Genomic DNA, 18,257 nt, shown 5'->3' with positions numbered 1-18,257 from the left:
AAAATAGCTGCTAGTTTCATTGCCAATAAAAATTTGGATAAGCGATGGCAACTTAAGGGTGTTGCCTTTAAATTTAATTTCATACTTTAGTAAAGTTTGGGTAAACGTTAAACTGTTAAATCTCTAACTCTATTGATTGGCCCAAATATTTGCCGGGAAAGCACTGCAATGCTTCCCGGTTTTTTTTTCTTTATACTATATAAAGATAGCCAACCCGCATTTTATTGGTGGGTTCGTATACTTTCTCTCATCTTTTTATTTGTTAGGTTAGTAAATTGGGTTTATGTATAAGTTGTTGTTGTTTTATTCGAATTATTTAAAAAGGTCAATTCCCATCATTGAACTTTTTTTAATTTATTAAGTAAATATTCTTTTCTTTTATTTCGGAATTAACACCTGTGTATTTTAGCATATTTAATAACTCTGACACTTTAACACTTCGCGAAATCCTGCCTGAGTATTGCTTAACCGGAATTTTCCCTTCATATATTACGTTTAAATCATACCAGCGGCATACCTTGCGCATTATTGATTGTATGTCGTCATCAGTAAATTGAAACAAGCCATTTTTCCATGCCAGTTCCTGATCTACATCAACCTCTTTAATAGTATTTCCGTTTTGTTTACTTTGTATAGCCTGTTGGCCGGGTTTTAAAACTCCGCTCCAATTCCCGCTTCGTATTTTCACAGCCCCCTCTTGAAGTGTTGTTTTGGTAGTATTTTCATCATCATAGGCCATAACATTAAAATGAGTACCTAATACTTCAATTTCTGTATTTCTTGTTTTTACTATAAAAGGCATTGCCGGATTTTTTGCAACTTCAAAATAAACTTCTCCGGTAATTTCAACCTGTCTGTCTTTCCCTTTAAAAAACGTTGGGTATTTTATAGATGAGGTTGCATTAAGCCATACCTTACTACCATCAGGCAATATTATCTGATATTGGCCCCCTCTTGGGGTTGCTAATGTATTAATTTGCGGCATAGCCTCCTCACCGCTATCCCCGACAGTATAAATAAGCTTGCCGGTTGACGTGTTGTTAACTATACTTTTACCTTGTTTTGATAAAATGCCTATATGAGCGCTATCTAATGCAACTGTTGAACCATCAGCAAGTGTTAACACAGCTTTGTTGGTTCCGGGTAAAGCATCATGCAACACTTTAGTTGGTTTTTGAGCAATAAGCTGCTGTTTTAAGCTCTTTTGTTTTAAACTGAAATACAAGCAAAAGCTTCCCACAAGAACTATAGCGGCTGCAGCTGTGTATTTTTTCCAATAAAAAATTCGTGTTTGAGAAGGGATAGCTTCTAATTGCTGTTTACCATTATGTAAAATATGGTTAAGCATTTCATAACTCTTGTTTGCCGAAAACAGTGGTACCGTAAATTGTATTTCATCCCATGACTTTTTCATAAGCATAGTTAAATGTTCATCATTAGCAGACGATGTAATCAATTTAAATAATTCGTTTGTTTCTTGTTGCGTAGCTGTTTTTTTAAAATAGCTATTAAACAAATACACAAACCTTTCCTCAGATTGGTTCATTATAAAAGGTTACTATAGAATTTAGGCATCTATATATAACATGACACAAATACAATAAAAAAAGGGGGTATTGATTTTTATTTTTTTTATAAATTCAATAAAATCACAATAAATAGAATTGACGCATCAATATTTGTCTGTATGTGGTTTTTAATTGAGGTAACGGCGATCTTTAAATATTTTTTAACCGTTTCTTTAGACAGATCAAGGTTTTCTGATATTTCTGAATATTTAAGCCGTTGGTGACGGCTTAGCAAGTATACTTTTTTTTGCTGGGCAGGCAAATTATCAATAGCTTCATCAAGCAGATCATAATATTTTGTTTGACGTTCATTTTCTGAAAGTGCTGCCATATCTATTACACTATCATCCCATTGCTCATAATGTAACCGTTCCCTGGCTACTTTTCTTAAACAGTTTAGCGCATGATTTTTGGAGATAACAAATAAATATCCTTTAAAATTCCTTATCGCGGCTAATTCTTCCCTGCTTAACCATACTTTAAGAAAAACATCCTGAATCACTTCCTCCGCCAGTTCCATCGAATCTGTTAAATGGTATATATATACACCCAATTGATGATGGTACAAAGAAAAAAGCTGTTCAAAGGCTTCTTCATTGCCATTCGCCACACTCAAAAGCATGTCCTTTTCGTCCAGAAAGGTCTTGTTGTGCATTGAAACAGGGTAAATATTAATTGAACTAACGTTATTCTTTTTGTAAAATTTTATTCAACGATAAATTAAATTATAGCCACTTCAAACATCAATTTATGTAATTTTTTTTCGATCGGATATCGGATAATAACTGCCTTACCCTTCTTATTGGATCTGGCCAAATATATGCATACCAACCTATCTTAATACTCAGGTTTGACTGGCACACTTCGCTACTGCAAATAAATAATAATATACTTAGGTATTTAGGTGGTTATAATTTAATGCTAATATCAGTAAAAATTTATTATTTAATATATATTTTTTAAGTGTAAAAGATATTATTTTATAATATATGTATTAAAATAATTATCCGAGCGGGTACACGGCCGCTGCTACAAGATGGCTATATAACTTTAATCTAACGCATAAGTATTTGTTTTTTTGTGTTTGGTAACTAACGGCTTTTGCAGTTTTTTATCAAATAAATAATTGCCTATTACCAAATAGTCCATTTCTGTTTGCATAAAGCCCCGGTAAGCATCCCCGGGGGTACATACAATGGGTTCGCCACGCACATTAAATGAGGTATTTATTAATATCCCTACCCCTGTTTGTTTTTTAAAATCATTAATAAGCTGCCAAAATTTAGGGCTTGTTTCCCTGCTCACAGTTTGTATCCTTGCCGAGTAGTCTACATGAGTAATAGATTGAAACGCTGACCGCGGGCTATAAAGCCTGTCATAAAGCTCAAGGCCACTATAATTGTCCGGTTCTGGTTTTCTTAATGCTTCTTTAAGGTGGCCAACAAATAACATATAGGGCGAGGGGAATTTAAGATCAAAATACTTCTCCATATCCTCTGCCAAAACACTGGGCGCAAAAGGCCTGAAGCCTTCACGATACTTAATTTTAGAGTTTATTATCTTTTGCATTTCAGGGTTCCGGGCATCTCCTAAAATACTTCTGTTACCCAACGCGCGCGGCCCAAATTCCATTCTTCCCTGAAACCATCCTATCACCTTCCCATCAGCTAATCTTTTACTTATATCGGCACTCAACTCATCAAAATTATTATAATACCGGCTATCGGCAGTATAATTATTAATGAGCCTTTTTACATCTTTATCGTTGTATTCAGGGCCCAGGTATGCTCCCTTCATTAAATCCGGCGCCGGGGATGTTTTCTTTGGCTGGTCATAAAAAATATGGTGCACTGCATAAGCCGCACCCAGCGCTCCGCCGGCGTCGCCTGCTGCAGGTTGTATCCAAACGTTATTGAACAAACCGGCATTGGCTATTTTGCTGTTGGCAACACAATTTAACGCTACACCGCCTGCCATTACCAGGTTTTTGCTATTAGTGATCTTTTGCGCGGTTTTTGCTAACGCGATAACTATATCCTCGGTTACCTGCTGTATGGCCAACGCCATATTCATATGTATTTGAGAGATGTCTGATTCTGATTTTCTTCGTGCAAGCCCAAACAGCACTTCCCATAAACTATCATTGGTCATTCTTAACCCGGTAGCATAATTAAAATAGCTCATATTGAGCAGAATTGATCCGTCTTCGCGTACATCTACAACCTTATCCAGAATTTTTTTTTTAAACTCTATGGTTTGGGCCGAATCAGGATTACCGTAGGCAGCAAGTCCCATCAATTTATACTCGCCGCTATTTACCTTAAAACCCAGGTAATAGGTAAATGAAGAATACAGCAAACCTATTGAATGAGGAAATTGCAATTCTTTAAGAATCTTAACCGCATTATCTTTTCCATGGCAAATAGTTGTAGTTGCCCATTCGCCAACACCGTCAATAGTCAAAATAGCCGCCTCATTAAAAGGAGAGGGATAAAATGCACTGGCAGCATGCGATAAATGATGTTCGGGAAATAAGAGTTGAATTTTTTTACTGCCAAATTGCTCTAACTCTTTACGCAACATTTTTTTCATGAAGAGTTTTTCCTTTATCCAAACGGGTATAGCGGTAACAAAGCTGGTTAATCCTTTAGGGACAAAGGCGTGGTATGTTTCTAACAAGCGTTCAAACTTTAATAACGGCTTATCATAAAATGCTATAGCAGTAAGGTTATCATAGCTTACCCCCGACTCTTCCAATACATACTTTATAGCCTGGCATGGAAATGCCGGATCATGTTTTATTCTTGAAAAACGCTCTTCCTGCGCGGCGGCTATTATATCGCCATCTATTAAAATAACTGCCGCGCTATCATGATAAAAAGCCGATATGCCTAATATTACTATTGCCAACGATGAATTAAAATAAGGTATAAATAAACGGCGCCAAAGCCGATGCACTGGTTAACATAATCACTATTGCCAATATTAATAGAATTGATATTAACGGAAGCAACCAAAATTTCTTCCGGGTTTTTAGAAATTGAAATAGTTCTTTTAAAAATTCAATCATATCAAGAATATTTGTTTAAAAAGTATTTAAAAAATCAGCGTCTTTATATAAATGATCGCGGTTAATCATCACAGACTGCCTGCTTTTTTTAAACTGGCGTAATTTTAAATTATCTACACCGGTTAGCTTTCTGAAAAACCCAACCGGGATAACTATTAAAATAAATACAATTCCCATTAATATTTTTGAGCTTACGGCACTTAAAACTTTAGATAAGCTAAACCAACCAACCGCTAACGGGTAAAATAGTTTTGGTATAACCAGGCTGATCAAGGCTACTGCCAACGTAGCGATAACCAGGTCATGGTTTTTATAATATAAAGCCAAACCAATAAGCACTACTACCAGCACCTGGCTAAACTCAACCGTTTGCAGTTTAGTGATTTTAGCTAATATACTTTTTTGTGTGTCCATATTTATTTTATGCCAATAACGTTTGCCAATATCGCCAGTGCATCTTTGTTTTTCTTATCACGTTTTAATGCCTTATCAATATACTTAACCGCGCCATCCTTATTACCCATTTTGGCATACGTACCGGCTATTTTATTAATAACTGATATATTGGTAGTATCATTTTCATATACTTTTTTTAACTGTATTATATCATTTACATATTGCATAACCGGTGCAAGATTAAAACTTGAGGTGTTGTTTTTAATAGCATAGTCCAGGTAAGGAACAGCTTGTAAAGGTTTATCCAGTTTAAGATAGAGCACAAAAAGATTCCTTGCTTTATCAAAACCTGGTGATCTGTTAAAAGATATGCTAAAGTTTGCCGCCGCATCGCTGTAATCTTTTATAGCGCCGCTCAAATTTGCAGCTTTTTCATAAAGTGCATCTTCATTAGGCGTTTCCAATATTAATGCTTCAACTACTTTTTTTGCATTGGCAATATCCTTATTATTTATATAATAATTATAAAGTTGGTCCATTGCATCTGCCCAGCTCATACTTTTAAAAGTAACACCATAGGCCAATTGCGCTTCGGGCGAGTCAACTTTATAACCGGGCTTTACTGTCACTGTGGTAAACGGCCAGCTACTTTTTAAATTAGCCATTTTATAAACGCCGGTCAGCGAGTCTATTTTGGTAATAGGCATATCATGCAACAATTGCTTAAATGATATTTCACTTTCTTTATTTACTGCAATAAAATGTTCTTTTTTAAGGCTTTCATAAAAAGCATCAGACATTAATGCATATCCCGCAAGGTTTGGATGAACATGCTCTAATATTAATCCATCGCCAATAATATGGTGATCTGAGTTAGCTTCAAACTCGGCCTTAGTGTTAACCAGGTGTGTATAAGGATGTTTTTTGCTTAGCCCGGTAATGATATCATTTATTTGCTGCGGGGCGCGGAACCGTAGTGCATCCAGATCTTTTGCCTTATCAAAATAGGTTTTAGCAGCATTGTAATCTCCCTGATTAAATAATATCTGCCCTATATAGTAATTGCATAAGGCATGGTTTGCATATACCAGGTTAGCGGCATTAAAGTACTTTAGCGCTGCCCGCATATCATTATGGTTAAAAGCATTCACGCCCTGCTGATAGGCATTATTAAAAGCCGAATGGTTTGCCCCTGTAGCTGCAATACTTACAAATGGCTTCAGGTCTTTTTCATTACTTACCAGGTTACTTATAAAAACGGGTACCCGGTGTTCATTAAGCGTTTGCAGGGTTTGATCCATATTGGTTCTAAATTGGTCAACTCCCCTATTATACAATGCTGATTTATAGGGTATTTGCTGATTGGCAACCATCCGCTTCATTAACGTTTCCTTCAACTCACCTTTAGGTATTGCCGGTGCGCCTGTTATGCTGCTATATACTCTTGTTATTAACTGTACCAATCTTAACTGCCGAAGGTTAAGTATAGCTTTTACCAATAATGGATTGCCCCCAATGTTTTCTGTTGAACCTACACCTAAAGCTCCATAATATTCATTGTGCCCGGTATAAATCAATACAGCATCCGGCTCATAGTTTACCACCTCTTTGGCAAAGCCCAAAACAGTATAAGAGTTAACCGCGGTTAATGAAATATTAATGATCTCAAAGTTTCTATCCGGGAAAGTATGCATTAAACGGTATTGCAACCATCTGTGAAAAGAACCATTATGAAAGTAGGGATAACCTATAGTAGTTGATTCGCCTAAAACAAAAATTCGGGTTGTGTTCGGGTCTTTTGTTTTTTTAAACAGTTCCCTGTTACCCGTGGTAGCGATAACCTGGTTTAAAAAATACTTCTTGGATGCATCAGGATTAAATACCAGGTAGTTTTTGTCATTTTTATCTTCTATAAACAGGCTCAGATTATAGCCATAATTAAACACGCGTAATAGTATTTCAATAAAAAACAATAGTAAAAAAGGCAATAAAATACCTATTACCTTAAATAAAAGCGTTCTATTTTTAGATACTTGTTTTGTTGCAGGTTTTGATCTGCCAGACTTTGTGTTACCCATTAATTTTACGAAATAACAGAAAAATAACTAAATTAAAAGTAAAATTACTATATCTGTTTAGGAAACTTATTACGTGCAATTTTCAAGGCCGGATTTGTGTATTTACCCAAATCCTAACCGGCCTACACAATAAACAGAACAAATAAGCCGTTTAGTATAATAGTTTTCAAGATACTACAAAGCACCTGCTGTTTCTGGCCCGACAACCCATAAACATTTACTGGTTGATTACAAACGCAGCTTAATCATTATTGCGCAAACACAACCAGGCAAATTCAGGCCAACAGTGAATCATACCCTCTCTGTTTATTATACTACAATAGCCATGGAAATAACCATGCCTGTTATTTATTGCTATCAAATTTAATTTTTATGACCATACTCATTTTTTTTATTGCCCACTGGTTCCTATCACTATTCTTTCAAACTTTTTTCCAACACCGCTATGCTTCGCACCGGATGTTTACCACCAATAAATTCTGGGAGCGTGTATTTTATTTATTGGCCTACCTTTTTGAAGGCACTTCCTTTTTAAATCCCCGCGCTTACGCTATGATGCACCGCCAGCACCATGCTTTCAGCGATACCGAAAACGACCCGCATTCGCCGCATTTCTTTACAGACATCTATCAAATGATGAAGTCAACTATTAATACTTTTGGTGACTATGTGAAAAGAACCAAAGACCCGGAAGCACAATTCCCGGGACATTACCCGGAATGGCCAATAGTCGACCGCATTGGTTCTTCAATCTTATCCCGGCTACTTTTTGGCGCAGCTTATACCTGCTTTTACATTTTCTTTGCAGCCCATTGGTGGCTGTTCTTATTGCTGCCCATTCATTTTATGATGGGACCCATCCATGGCGCTATTGTGAACTGGTGCGGGCATAAATATGGCTACAGGAATTTCGACAATAAAGATAAATCCAAAAACACAACACCTTTTGATTTTTTGATGCTGGGAGAACTGTTCCAGAATAATCATCACAAGCATCCTAACAGCGCCAATTTCGGTAAGAAATGGTTCGAGATTGATCCGGTTTATCCTGTGATGAAACTCCTGCACTGGATGCGGATCATTACCTTAAGAAGAGCCTATTAAATATTAATATCGTTCGTAAAGAAAAAAACTGCCTGCTGAGGCAAATGAAAAAAAACCATCTGATTACCCAGGCGGTAAATCAGCAATGGACTAAAACTAAAATAATTTTTAACAACAAAAACTTAAATAAAATGAATAAGCAAGCTATAGAATATCAAGCGAAAGAATATCTCTTTGACTTAAATAATATTGCGAATGAGAATGGATTTAAACCCGAAGAAGGATGGGAACTGAGCATGGCAACAGCCGATGAAAAGAAAGCCATCGAGAAAAAGTATTATCCTACGGTATCTACTAACGTATTACCTGAAATTGTTGCAGCGTTTTTAATATTAGTTAAAACAAAATTAGCCACTGTAAAAGCTAAGTTCCACAATGCTGAACATGATGCAGCCAGGAACAAACAATTGCAATTTCTGGTAGCGTATAATCCAAACCGACCGCGCCGTTAAAACAGGCGTTAATGGCGCTCTGTCAAACAGTTTTAAATATGCTAAAGAGTAGTTTATAAATTTTACTATTGCCCTATTGGTATAGCAAACGTGCATAGCGACGCCATAAGAGTCCCATCTGCTTAAAAAGGAAAGAATATTATTACTTACAAATAGGCAGATGGGCTTATTAAATTTAATGCCCTGTGGTTTAATCTTTATCTGTTATTACAAATGTACTTTTATTATCCAAAATCTTGTAATTTTCTTTAAATAATTTTAGCAAGTAATTCGCTTTGGCCCAATAATCGGTTAAATTTTTCCAGTTTTTAGTCGGATTTAATAATTCATCAGGAATACCCGGGCAAGATTTAGGGATCATTAAATCAAATACAGGGAAAAGCTCATACTCAACATTATTTAATTCACCATTAATTGCCGCGTTAATTATTGCGCGTGTATAAACCAGTTTTATCCGTTCTCCAACGCCATAAGGCCCACCGGTCCATCCGGTATTTATTAACCAGATGTTTATTTTATTACCACTTATTTTTTCACTTAGCATATTAGCATATGTTTGTGGATGCAATGGCAAAAATGCTTTGCCAAAACAGGCAGAAAATGTGGCCTGGGGTTCATTTATACCCAGTTCGGTCCCGGCAACTTTAGCGGTATAGCCAGACAGGAAATAGTATAAAGCCTGCTCTTTATTTAATTTAGCCACCGGCGGCAGCACTCCAAAAGCATCGGCAGTGAGAAAAAAAATATTTTTTGGGGTAGTACCTACAGAAGGTATCACGGCGTTTTTTATATAATGAATTGGATATGATACCCTGGTATTTTCTGTCTTTGCTATGTTATCAAAATTCACACTTTTCCTGCCAAGATGAAAGCAAACATTTTCAAGAAGGGCCCCCTCTTTAACAGCTGCATATATTTGAGGTTCTTTTTCAGGATCTAAACCAACAGTTTTTGCATAACATCCACCTTCAAAATTAAATACAAAATCTTCACCCCAGCCATGTTCATCGTCGCCTATCAATCTGCGGTCAGGATCTGCTGATAAAGTGGTTTTACCTGTACCCGATAAGCCGAAAAAAATGGCAGTATCTTTTTCTCTACCCATATTTATAGAGCAATGCATGGGCAATATACCTTGCCGGGGAAGCAAAAAATTAAGTGCAGAAAATACTGCTTTTTTTATTTCACCCGTATATCCTGTTCCGCCTATCAATATAATTTTTTTTGAAAAATTGATGATCGAAAAGTTCGACTGACGCGTTTCGTCCTCCAGGGGATTGGCTCTAAAACCTGGCGCGGCAATAATGGTCCACTCGGGGTGATTGATAACCGGTTTATCAGGCCTGATTAAAAGATTATAAGCAAACAGGTTTTGATAGGCGTTTTCGGTTATAACCCGTAACGATAATCTGCTATTTTCATCGGCGCAAGCAAAGGCATCACGAACAAAAAAATCTTTATCGGCAAGATATTTTATCACCTTTAAATAAAGCTTATCAAACGCATCAATACCAAAGGGAATATTAACATCGCCCCACCAAACGGTGTCCATTGTTAAATCATCTTTTACAATAAAGCGGTCTTTTGGCGAACGACCGGTAAACTCACCTGTATCCACAGCTAATACCTTTTTATCAGTTAAAATACCCTCTTTATTTTCAATTGAATAATTGACCAGGATATTGGGTGGCAGTTGGTAGTAACAGGGTTGCTGGCTGCTTAAATTAAGATAAGACAGGTTAAGAGTGCTTATCCCTGTTGTTTCGAAATTATATTTTTTTGTACTAATCATAATGGCGTATTTAAAACCGTACGACGGACAGCTTATTTAATATGTAAAGTTGGTGTGATTTGGTCATGTATGCTATACCAAGTATTATTTTTAGAAAAAAAGACTGTTAATGATTTATTTTTAGTCATTTAAGCTGTTTTACCGCTTTTTCTACCCGGATTTAGTCAAATATGTATTTAAAATGCATTTTAAATACACTATGGTTAACATAAAAAAATAAAACATTTTACAGTTTTATTGTTTTTTAAGTATAAAAATACTTATATTGACGAATACAAGCATCAAATTAATTATGTATATAATACACTAAGCCAATGCCGGAATTTAAAACTTTAGGACAATTTATTATAGAAAAGCAAGCCGATTTTCCATATGCGAAAGGCGAACTTTCCAGGTTATTACGCGACATTGGTATAGCGGCCAAGATCGTTAACCGCGAAGTGAACAAAGCCGGCCTGATGGATATATTGGGCCAGTCGGGCAGCATCAATATACAAGGAGAATGTCAGCAGAAACTTGACATTTATGCCAACGATCAATTTATCTCTGCCTTGCGCAGCGGAGGAGAATGTTGTATTGTCGCCTCTGAAGAAAATGAGAATATTATTCCGTTAAATGATGTCATTTCGCAACAGGCTAAATATATCGTGGCCATTGACCCTCTTGATGGTTCTTCAAATATCGATGTAAATGTAGCAGTAGGCACCATCTTTTCAATCTATCATAAAATTTCACAAAATGGCCCGGCTACACTGGAAGACGTGCTGCAATGCGGTACACAACAGGTTGCAGCCGGATATATAATATATGGCTCTTCGACTATGCTGGTTTATACTACAGGCAAAGGCGTTAACGGATTTACACTGGACCCATCTATTGGCGAATTCTGTCTTTCCCATCCTAATATGCAAATACCTAAAGAAGGGCTGATCTATTCGATTAACGAAGGCAACTATGTGCATTTTCCGAAAGGTGTAAAACAATATATTAAATACTGCCAGGTGGAAGACAAAGGGACTAACCGGCCATATACATCGCGCTATATTGGCTCGATGGTTGCCGACCTGCACCGTAACCTTATAAAAGGAGGGATTTTTATTTATCCGGTTACGGCATCTGCACCAAACGGCAAGTTACGGCTGGTGTATGAATGCAACCCCATGGCCTTTGTTATTGAGCAGGCAGGCGGCAGAGCCACTAATGGAAAAGACCGCATATTGGATCTGGAAGTAAATAAGCTACACCAGCGTTCGCCAATTTTTATAGGCTCTGAGCAAATGGTAATGCGTGCGGAGGCTTTTATGGAAGAGGCAGGAGTACTTACCTTTAATGATATTGTAAACTTATGATTAACAAAGAACTTGACCCGACCGATACCGGCATTTTACGCTTATTGCAAAATGATGCCCGGCTTACGCATAAAGAATTGGGGCAGCGCCTGCATAAATCAATAACACCTATCCATGCCAGGGTACGACGATTACAGGACGAAGGCTATATTAAACGTTATGCAGCTATCCTTGATCCAAAAAAAATAGGCCGCGGCCTTATTGTTTATACACAAGTACAACTAAAGCAACATGCCCAGGATAGTTTAATGGCATTCCAGGCCGAAGTGGTGAAACTAAGCGAGGTAATGGAATGCTATCACATGACCGGAGCTTTTGATTTTTTACTGCGGATAGCCATTAGTGATATGGACGAATATAATCATCTGGTGATGAATAAGCTTTCCATCCTGCCCGATGTAGGTATGATGCAAAGCTTTTTTGTAATGTCAGAAGCGAAAAATGAATCTGCATATGAGCTTGGAAAACAGTAAGCGTTAATTGTTCTGATAATTTTAATTGGCCATACTTAATAATAGTTTTAAAACAAACAGGACAGCATTGCTGCTGTCCTGTTATAAGCTATTAATGCTTATCCTTTCGCTTCAATAAGCTTATAATCTCTCTCTACATCAACTCAGGCTTTGCCACCTTTGCGGCCAGCTTCCTTTGCTTCTTTAGAATCGAATTCATGAGCATGTCCTGATTCATGAGCAGCTTTACCGCCCTTACTGGCAATTTCACGTTGTTTGTCGTCATCCATAGAAGCGAACCCTCGGTTAGAGCTGCCGCTATTTTCCTGACTTTCCTGGCTTCCTCCACGACTCTTGTCCTGATTTTCCTGGCTGCTTCTACTATTTCCCTGATTGCTTCCCCGGCCCTTTTGATCCTGCTCTTCACGACCGCCCTGATTTTTTTGATTAGTTGCCATTTTGATAATTTTTAAAGATTTATAATTATTTCAACACCATTATCTAATATAATTTGCATGCCAGACGAAACTATAAATAAATTAAAAATTAAACTATTTAACCACAATGGGTTAGCAAAAACCGAAGAGCACTTAATAAATAAGGCAACATTTCAGCTGTATGGTTACTGTACATGGCATAAACAATAGTGTATATTATTTTATACCTCAAATATTTTGCCACCAAACAGTAATTAAGACAAATTAACCATATTGTTTTTAGGTTTCTATTTTAGCAGAATAAGAACTATATTTCTTTCTTACTCAATTTGGCCTAATCAAGCTGCTTTATTTTATAATTTATAAATCCACTATCTGCCTTTAAGCTGATACTCATACGGTGGCTCTGCCCCCATCAGGTTTTTCACAAAATAATCCCAGCGGCGGCGCATCATATATGGCGCATAAGCACCATAACCATGCGGGCTGTTAGGGAATACAACCAGATCATAATCCTTATTGGCTTTTTCCAGTGCCTCAATAACCAAAAAGGTATTTTGCGGCGGCACATTATTATCCATTAAACCGTGGGCAAGCATAAGCTTACCTTTTAAGTTTTTGGCTAAGTTTTGGTTGGCCTGGGCATTATAATCAGCGTTATTAACTAAACCGTTATAACGTTCGCCCCAGTTGTCCTCATAATTCAGGTTTTCGTGGTTGCCTGATTCTGAAATACCGACCTTAAAGAAATCAGGATAACGGAACATAGCGGCGGCAGCGGCAAAACCACCACCAGAGTGTCCCCAGATACCAACCTTATCCAGATCCATATAAGGGTATTTTGCTGCCAGTTGTTTAATGCCCGCTACCTGGTCTGATAGTGTATTATCGGCCATGTTGCCATAGCTCATATCATGAAAACTTTTTGAACGCAACGGGTTGCTGGTACCTTCAATTTCTACTACAATAAACCCCAATTCGGCAAGAGCGCCATTGTCTCCGCGTTCAGTAGCGAACGACCAACTGCCCACACTCCCACCTTGCGGACCAGGATAGATATAATCAATAACCGGATATTTTTTATTTGGATCAATTGTTTTTGGCACCCACATTAAGCCATATATATCTGTTTTGCCATCATGCGCTTTAACAGAGAAAGGAATTACAGGTTTCCAGCCGGTAGCGCTAAGTTTGGATAGATCATTTTTTTCCAGTTCGGTAATTTGTTTGCCCTTCATATCACGTAAAACCGTAACCGGCGGAACATCAGGCTTAGAATAAGTATCTATAATATAATTACCCATTGGCGAAAAGCTTGTAGTATGGTTGCCAGAACCCGGAGTTAACACAGTGAAACCTTTACCATCAAACCCGATCTTGCAAAGCTGCGTGAAATAAGGATTCTCCGTTTCTAATCCCCCTGCCGTAAAATAAACAACCCTATTTTTTTCATCTATTTTATCTATTCCTGTTACCACCCAATCACCTTTGGTTATCTGGTTCTTAAGCTTACCGGTAGTAGCATCATATAAATAAAGATGCCCCCAATTATCACGTTCAGAGAACCAAAGTATCTCGTTAGTCTTGCTCAGGTATCTCCAGTTTACCGCTGCCCATCCAGATTCGAATTGGGTGAGTACAGTTTCTTCAAAAATTTCGCGCACGGCGCCTGTTTCGGCATCAGCCATACGTACCTTTTCTTGTTTATGATCGCGGTTGGTAGAGGCAAAGACCAGCTTGGTAGCGTCGTCGCTCCAATATACATCTGCCCATCCGGCACCGCCTTTAATGTCATCACTTAGTGTAGATCTATGCGGATCAGGGGCTACCTGTAATTTAATTACTTTTGGATTTTCCACGTTAATAATAACGCGGGTAAGCATCGGTATTTCTTTATCACCCGGGAAAGGATATTTCCATGCTTTTAAGGTTGGCGCACCTACTTTGGTGGGCACCAGGTACATATTATTTACTTTACGCTCATCCTGCTGAAAGGTGGCTATCTTTTTTGAATCAGGCGACCACACCAGGATGGCCCTTTCGCTTGCGGCCCAGCCGGCATTGTCAGTTGCGTAACCATTATCCTTTACCCCATCAATAGTTAATTGAGTTTCCTTACCGGTTGGCACGTCACGAACCCATAAATTGAAATCTTTTATATAGGCAGCTTTCTTTTTATCTGGTGACAGCACGTCATTTCCCCCTCCAATCCCACCACCGCGGCGGCCACGGCCGCCAGTCAATGCAACTACTTTTACCGTGCTGGTATCAGTTACAACCTGGTTGTTTTCAAATCTCCATTGTTTACCTTCTGCCTGGAAGATGACGCCCTTTCCATCTGCTGAAAAACTAATAGCCTGGAAAGGTAATTCGGTTGCTTTATATTGCTTGCCGGTAGCTGTTGATAAAGTAGTTGCCAGTTTTTGATGATCAAAAGCGGCAACTTTAGTTGCCTTAGCAGGATTGAATAAAATGAATTGATTGCCTTGGGCAACTGGTGTACGGTAATAAAAACGGTCATCAGTAAGCCACGTAGGGCGTATTCCTGTATGCTCAACTAATGGCTCAGTATTATAAGCCATCATACTTTCGGCACGTTCGTAATCTTTTGCGGTTAAAATTTTACCCTGTTGGGCATGTGTAGTTAATGCCAGTACCAAAGGCATAGCGGTAAGAAAAAACTTATTCATAGCGATTTTAAGACAGTTAATTTTAGGCAACCAATATACAGCTATTTATGTTTTTCAAGTACCTGTATGGAAAATTATGCTTTAGTGAAAATAGCTATATAGTTGTTCCGCTTATTTCTAAGTGGATATTTGAAGATTTAAGTTTTACAACCAAGCCCGGGAGATTCAAACCAGGGGTTTAATATTCTTAAACCCCTAACCAGTTTGCGCTTACATAATATTTATTTTGATTAGCCAATTGGCAGCTCGAAGGAAAAGGTTGCCCCTTTACCTAATTTACTTTCAACCCACATTTTACCTTTATGCCTGCTGATAATTTCATGGCAGATATACAAGCCGATACCCAGGCCAGACATATGCGCCGCCAAATTCTCTACACGATAAAACCTGGAGAATATTCTCTCTTGTTGATTTTTAGCTATACCAATACCAAAATCTTGTACCGATACATTTATTTTATTGCCTAAAATTGCCGCTTTTATAATAACCTTATCAGTGCCCGGCGAATATTTGACCGCGTTAGTGATAAGGTTAATAATTACCTGCTCCATACGTTGATGATCTGCCCTAAGCAGGATAGGCTGCATATCATATTGCAGTTCTATTTTATGGCTGTTATAGCTTTGCTGCATCATTTCTATAACTTCGGTTAACATATCAACCAAATCAAACTGAGTGTAAGATAGTGGTAGTTTACCGGTTTGAATTTTGGATACATCCAACAGATCAGATATCAGTGTTGTGAGTTTATTAACTTGTTGCAAAGCTTTACTTATAAAGGCTTTGTTTCTGTCGTCAGACGAAAGGTTACGTTTAATAATTTGCAAATAGCCACTAATACTGGTTACAGGTGTTTTTAATTCATGGCTGGCCAAACCAATAAACTCATCTTTTTTGGCATTTAATACATGTACTTCTTCATATAGCTTAGCATTGTCTAAAGCTACAGATGCTTGAGCAGCTACTCCGGCTACTAATTGCTCATGTTCTTTTTTAAACATTGCGGGCTCAGGGTGCCCAAAAAATAACCCGCCAATAATCTCTCCTGTTTTAGAGGTTACAGGTACAGCCAAATAGCTTATTACTGGCAAATGCCCTTCAGGTATACCTGCATAGGGCGGGTTCTTGCCATATCTTGGATCTTTTGTAATATCATCAACCCGTACTATACCTTCGCCATTAAAGGTTGAAGCAAAAACAGTTGTATTGCGCGGCATGCCAAATTTTTCAAATGCTTCACGGGGGGCACCGGATAATGTATACAACATATATGATTCGCCTTTCTCATTAACCTGATTATGAAAAAAGCCTCCAAAGGATGCGCCGGTGAGCTGAGTGGTGGCATCGGTTACTTTTTGTAATATACTTTCCGTATCTAAACCGGCCGATATGGTCTGTCCTATTGAGTTCAATATTTCTAACCGCTCTGCATAATTTTTCAATTGCTCATCGGCTTGTTTTTGCTTGCTAATATCGCGTACAATTTTAGAAGCGCCAATTACTTGCCCCTCTTCATTCCTTATAGGCGATACAGTAAGTGAAATAGGAATTTCAGCACCCGATTTTGTTTTCCGGATAGTTTCAAAATGGTCAATCCGTTGGCTGTTTCTTATTTTTTCAATTATTAATCGCTCTTCCTTTTGTCTATCTTCCGGTATAACTAAAGTGATATGTTTGCCAATTGCTTCATTTTCAGTATGTCCAAATAAGTTTTCGGCTGATTGGTTCCAGCTGGTAATAATGCCATCTAATGTTTTACTGATGATAGCATCCTCTGATGATTCAATAATGGCTGCAAGCATGGCCTGTTTATCTTTACTATCAGTAAGCTGTTTTACAGATAATTGCAGGCTTCTTTGAGTATCTGCCAGCTCTTTATTGGCAGCGGCTAATTCTTTATTATAATACTCTTGAAGCTTTAAAGTTCTTTGATTTTGTAAAAAATCTGATTCTGTTTCGGCAAGCTGATCAAAAGTGGTTAAATGATTAGAGATCAATTCGGCAAAAAAGTTAAACATTCCTGTTACCGCCGGCGAACTAACATTAGCCGGTTTAGAGTCGATAGCGCAAAGCGTACCAAAAAAATTTCCATCTTTACGAAAGATAGGAACCGAGATATAACTTTGAAAACCATACATAGCTGGGATATGATGCTCACAAAAAAAAACATCTTTCAAAACATCATCAATAATAACCGGTTTACCGCTTTGACGTATCTCATTACAAATGGTGGTTTCCAACTGTAACTCTCCACCTGCCTCTATTCCAAAGCTTATTTCATCACGCACACTGCAGGCTACCCACCTATCCTCTGTTACACGCGCTATAGCAGCAAAGCCCATGCCTGTAGTACGACATATAACTTCAAGCAAGGTTGATACCATTGGCAAATTACTAACCGCTTCAATATCGGCTTGAATATTAGGGTCAATATGTTTTTTCAGGCTTCTGTTATCTTCTTCTATCACTTATTGGGGTATACTTTATGCAATTATAAATATTTGCTGTAAAAATATTGATGTGCTTATTATAAAAAAAGACTTATCTGGTCATTATTTATCTTGAATACAACAATATTGTGCCATTATGGTTTTATACTAATAAACTATTTCTATGGAAAAATTCGAGATATCCGTTACCGATAATAATGAAAACCTCCATTTTGAGGTTTTCGACTATATGCATCACGACGGCGAAAATTGTAAATATGAAGTATTTAAGAACGGACAATTTGTAGGAAGTTTTGAGCCTGATGGACATAAAATTTTACATATCTGTAAAAACCCGGGGGTTATTAAGAAAAGCATGTTACACCTTATTGCTGATCAGTTAGAGAGCTACAATATTTAACTAAAAACCAAAAAGTTGA

Annotated in this window: 15 protein-coding genes; 5 read left to right on the top strand and 10 right to left on the bottom strand. The window is 37.6% G+C overall.

Translation table 11 applies throughout. The features are described from left to right. Positions 1–349: 349 nt before the first annotated feature. The 6 genes from JWR23_RS00440 to JWR23_RS00415 form a co-directional block, all read right to left on the bottom strand. Complete coding sequence (locus JWR23_RS00440; RefSeq protein WP_299511551.1) at positions 350–1,546, bottom strand: FecR family protein; 1,197 nt, start codon at positions 1,544–1,546, stop codon at positions 350–352. 86 nt (positions 1,547–1,632) lie between these two features. Further along, positions 1,633–2,223 carry a sigma-70 family RNA polymerase sigma factor gene (locus tag JWR23_RS00435; RefSeq protein WP_299511549.1) on the bottom strand — a complete coding sequence of 197 codons (591 nt, stop codon included), beginning with the start codon at positions 2,221–2,223 and terminating at the stop codon, positions 1,633–1,635. A gap of 395 nt (positions 2,224–2,618) precedes the next feature. After that, positions 2,619–4,478 (bottom strand): carbamoyltransferase, encoded by a 1,860-nt coding sequence (locus tag JWR23_RS00430; protein ID WP_299511547.1) that lies wholly within the window; start codon positions 4,476–4,478, stop codon positions 2,619–2,621. Between the two features lie 7 nt (positions 4,479–4,485). Further along, positions 4,486–4,638 (bottom strand): DUF5989 family protein, encoded by a 153-nt coding sequence (locus JWR23_RS00425; RefSeq protein ID WP_299511543.1) that lies wholly within the window; start codon positions 4,636–4,638, stop codon positions 4,486–4,488. Between the two features lie 15 nt (positions 4,639–4,653). Further along, positions 4,654–5,052: an SxtJ family membrane protein gene (locus tag JWR23_RS00420; protein ID WP_299511539.1), complete on the bottom strand. Its 399-nt coding sequence runs from the start codon at positions 5,050–5,052 to the stop codon at positions 4,654–4,656. A gap of 2 nt (positions 5,053–5,054) precedes the next feature. After that, positions 5,055–7,112 carry a tetratricopeptide repeat protein gene (locus tag JWR23_RS00415; protein ID WP_299511536.1) on the bottom strand — a complete coding sequence of 686 codons (2,058 nt, stop codon included), beginning with the start codon at positions 7,110–7,112 and terminating at the stop codon, positions 5,055–5,057. Between the two features lie 372 nt (positions 7,113–7,484). Here JWR23_RS00415 and JWR23_RS00410 point away from each other — a divergent pair, with 372 nt between their 5' ends. Continuing rightward, positions 7,485–8,216, top strand: coding sequence for an acyl-CoA desaturase (locus JWR23_RS00410; RefSeq protein ID WP_299511533.1), 732 nt, complete (start codon positions 7,485–7,487; stop codon positions 8,214–8,216). A 44-nt stretch (positions 8,217–8,260) separates the two neighbouring features. Continuing rightward, positions 8,261–8,668 carry a hypothetical protein gene (locus JWR23_RS00405; protein ID WP_299511531.1) on the top strand — a complete coding sequence of 136 codons (408 nt, stop codon included), beginning with the start codon at positions 8,261–8,263 and terminating at the stop codon, positions 8,666–8,668. 190 nt (positions 8,669–8,858) lie between these two features. Here JWR23_RS00405 and pckA read toward each other — a convergent pair whose 3' ends face one another. Next, positions 8,859–10,460 carry a phosphoenolpyruvate carboxykinase (ATP) gene (gene pckA, locus JWR23_RS00400; RefSeq protein WP_299511526.1) on the bottom strand — a complete coding sequence of 534 codons (1,602 nt, stop codon included), beginning with the start codon at positions 10,458–10,460 and terminating at the stop codon, positions 8,859–8,861. A gap of 314 nt (positions 10,461–10,774) precedes the next feature. Here pckA and fbp point away from each other — a divergent pair, with 314 nt between their 5' ends. Continuing rightward, positions 10,775–11,809, top strand: a complete 1,035-nt coding sequence (gene fbp / locus JWR23_RS00395; RefSeq protein WP_299511523.1) for a class 1 fructose-bisphosphatase — start codon at positions 10,775–10,777, stop codon at positions 11,807–11,809. Then, positions 11,806–12,282: an Lrp/AsnC family transcriptional regulator gene (locus tag JWR23_RS00390; protein ID WP_299511521.1), complete on the top strand. Its 477-nt coding sequence runs from the start codon at positions 11,806–11,808 to the stop codon at positions 12,280–12,282. The genes fbp and JWR23_RS00390 overlap by 4 nt, the downstream gene beginning before the upstream one ends. Before the next feature lie 143 nt (positions 12,283–12,425). Here JWR23_RS00390 and JWR23_RS00385 read toward each other — a convergent pair whose 3' ends face one another. The 3 genes from JWR23_RS00385 to JWR23_RS00375 all read right to left on the bottom strand — a co-directional run bounded on the left by JWR23_RS00385 (position 12,426) and on the right by JWR23_RS00375 (position 17,856). After that, the gene (locus JWR23_RS00385) at positions 12,426–12,719 is read right to left on the bottom strand and encodes a KGG domain-containing protein (RefSeq protein WP_299511519.1); all 294 of its coding nucleotides are present in this window, start codon (positions 12,717–12,719) and stop codon (positions 12,426–12,428) included. 350 nt (positions 12,720–13,069) lie between these two features. Beyond that, on the bottom strand, positions 13,070–15,388 hold the full coding sequence (locus tag JWR23_RS00380) for a DPP IV N-terminal domain-containing protein (protein WP_299511517.1): 2,319 nt from the start codon (positions 15,386–15,388) through the stop codon (positions 13,070–13,072). Between the two features lie 230 nt (positions 15,389–15,618). Beyond that, positions 15,619–17,856, bottom strand: a complete 2,238-nt coding sequence (locus JWR23_RS00375; protein WP_299511514.1) for a PAS domain S-box protein — start codon at positions 17,854–17,856, stop codon at positions 15,619–15,621. Between the two features lie 145 nt (positions 17,857–18,001). On the opposite strand from JWR23_RS00375, the gene JWR23_RS00370 reads away from it, so the two are divergent. Continuing rightward, positions 18,002–18,238, top strand: coding sequence for a hypothetical protein (locus JWR23_RS00370; RefSeq protein ID WP_299511511.1), 237 nt, complete (start codon positions 18,002–18,004; stop codon positions 18,236–18,238). The last annotated feature ends 19 nt before the right edge of the window (positions 18,239–18,257 follow it).

The organism is Mucilaginibacter sp., from assembly GCF_028288205.1.
Classification (GTDB): domain Bacteria; phylum Bacteroidota; class Bacteroidia; order Sphingobacteriales; family Sphingobacteriaceae; genus Mucilaginibacter.
This window is presented reverse-complemented; position numbering and strand designations above follow the sequence as displayed.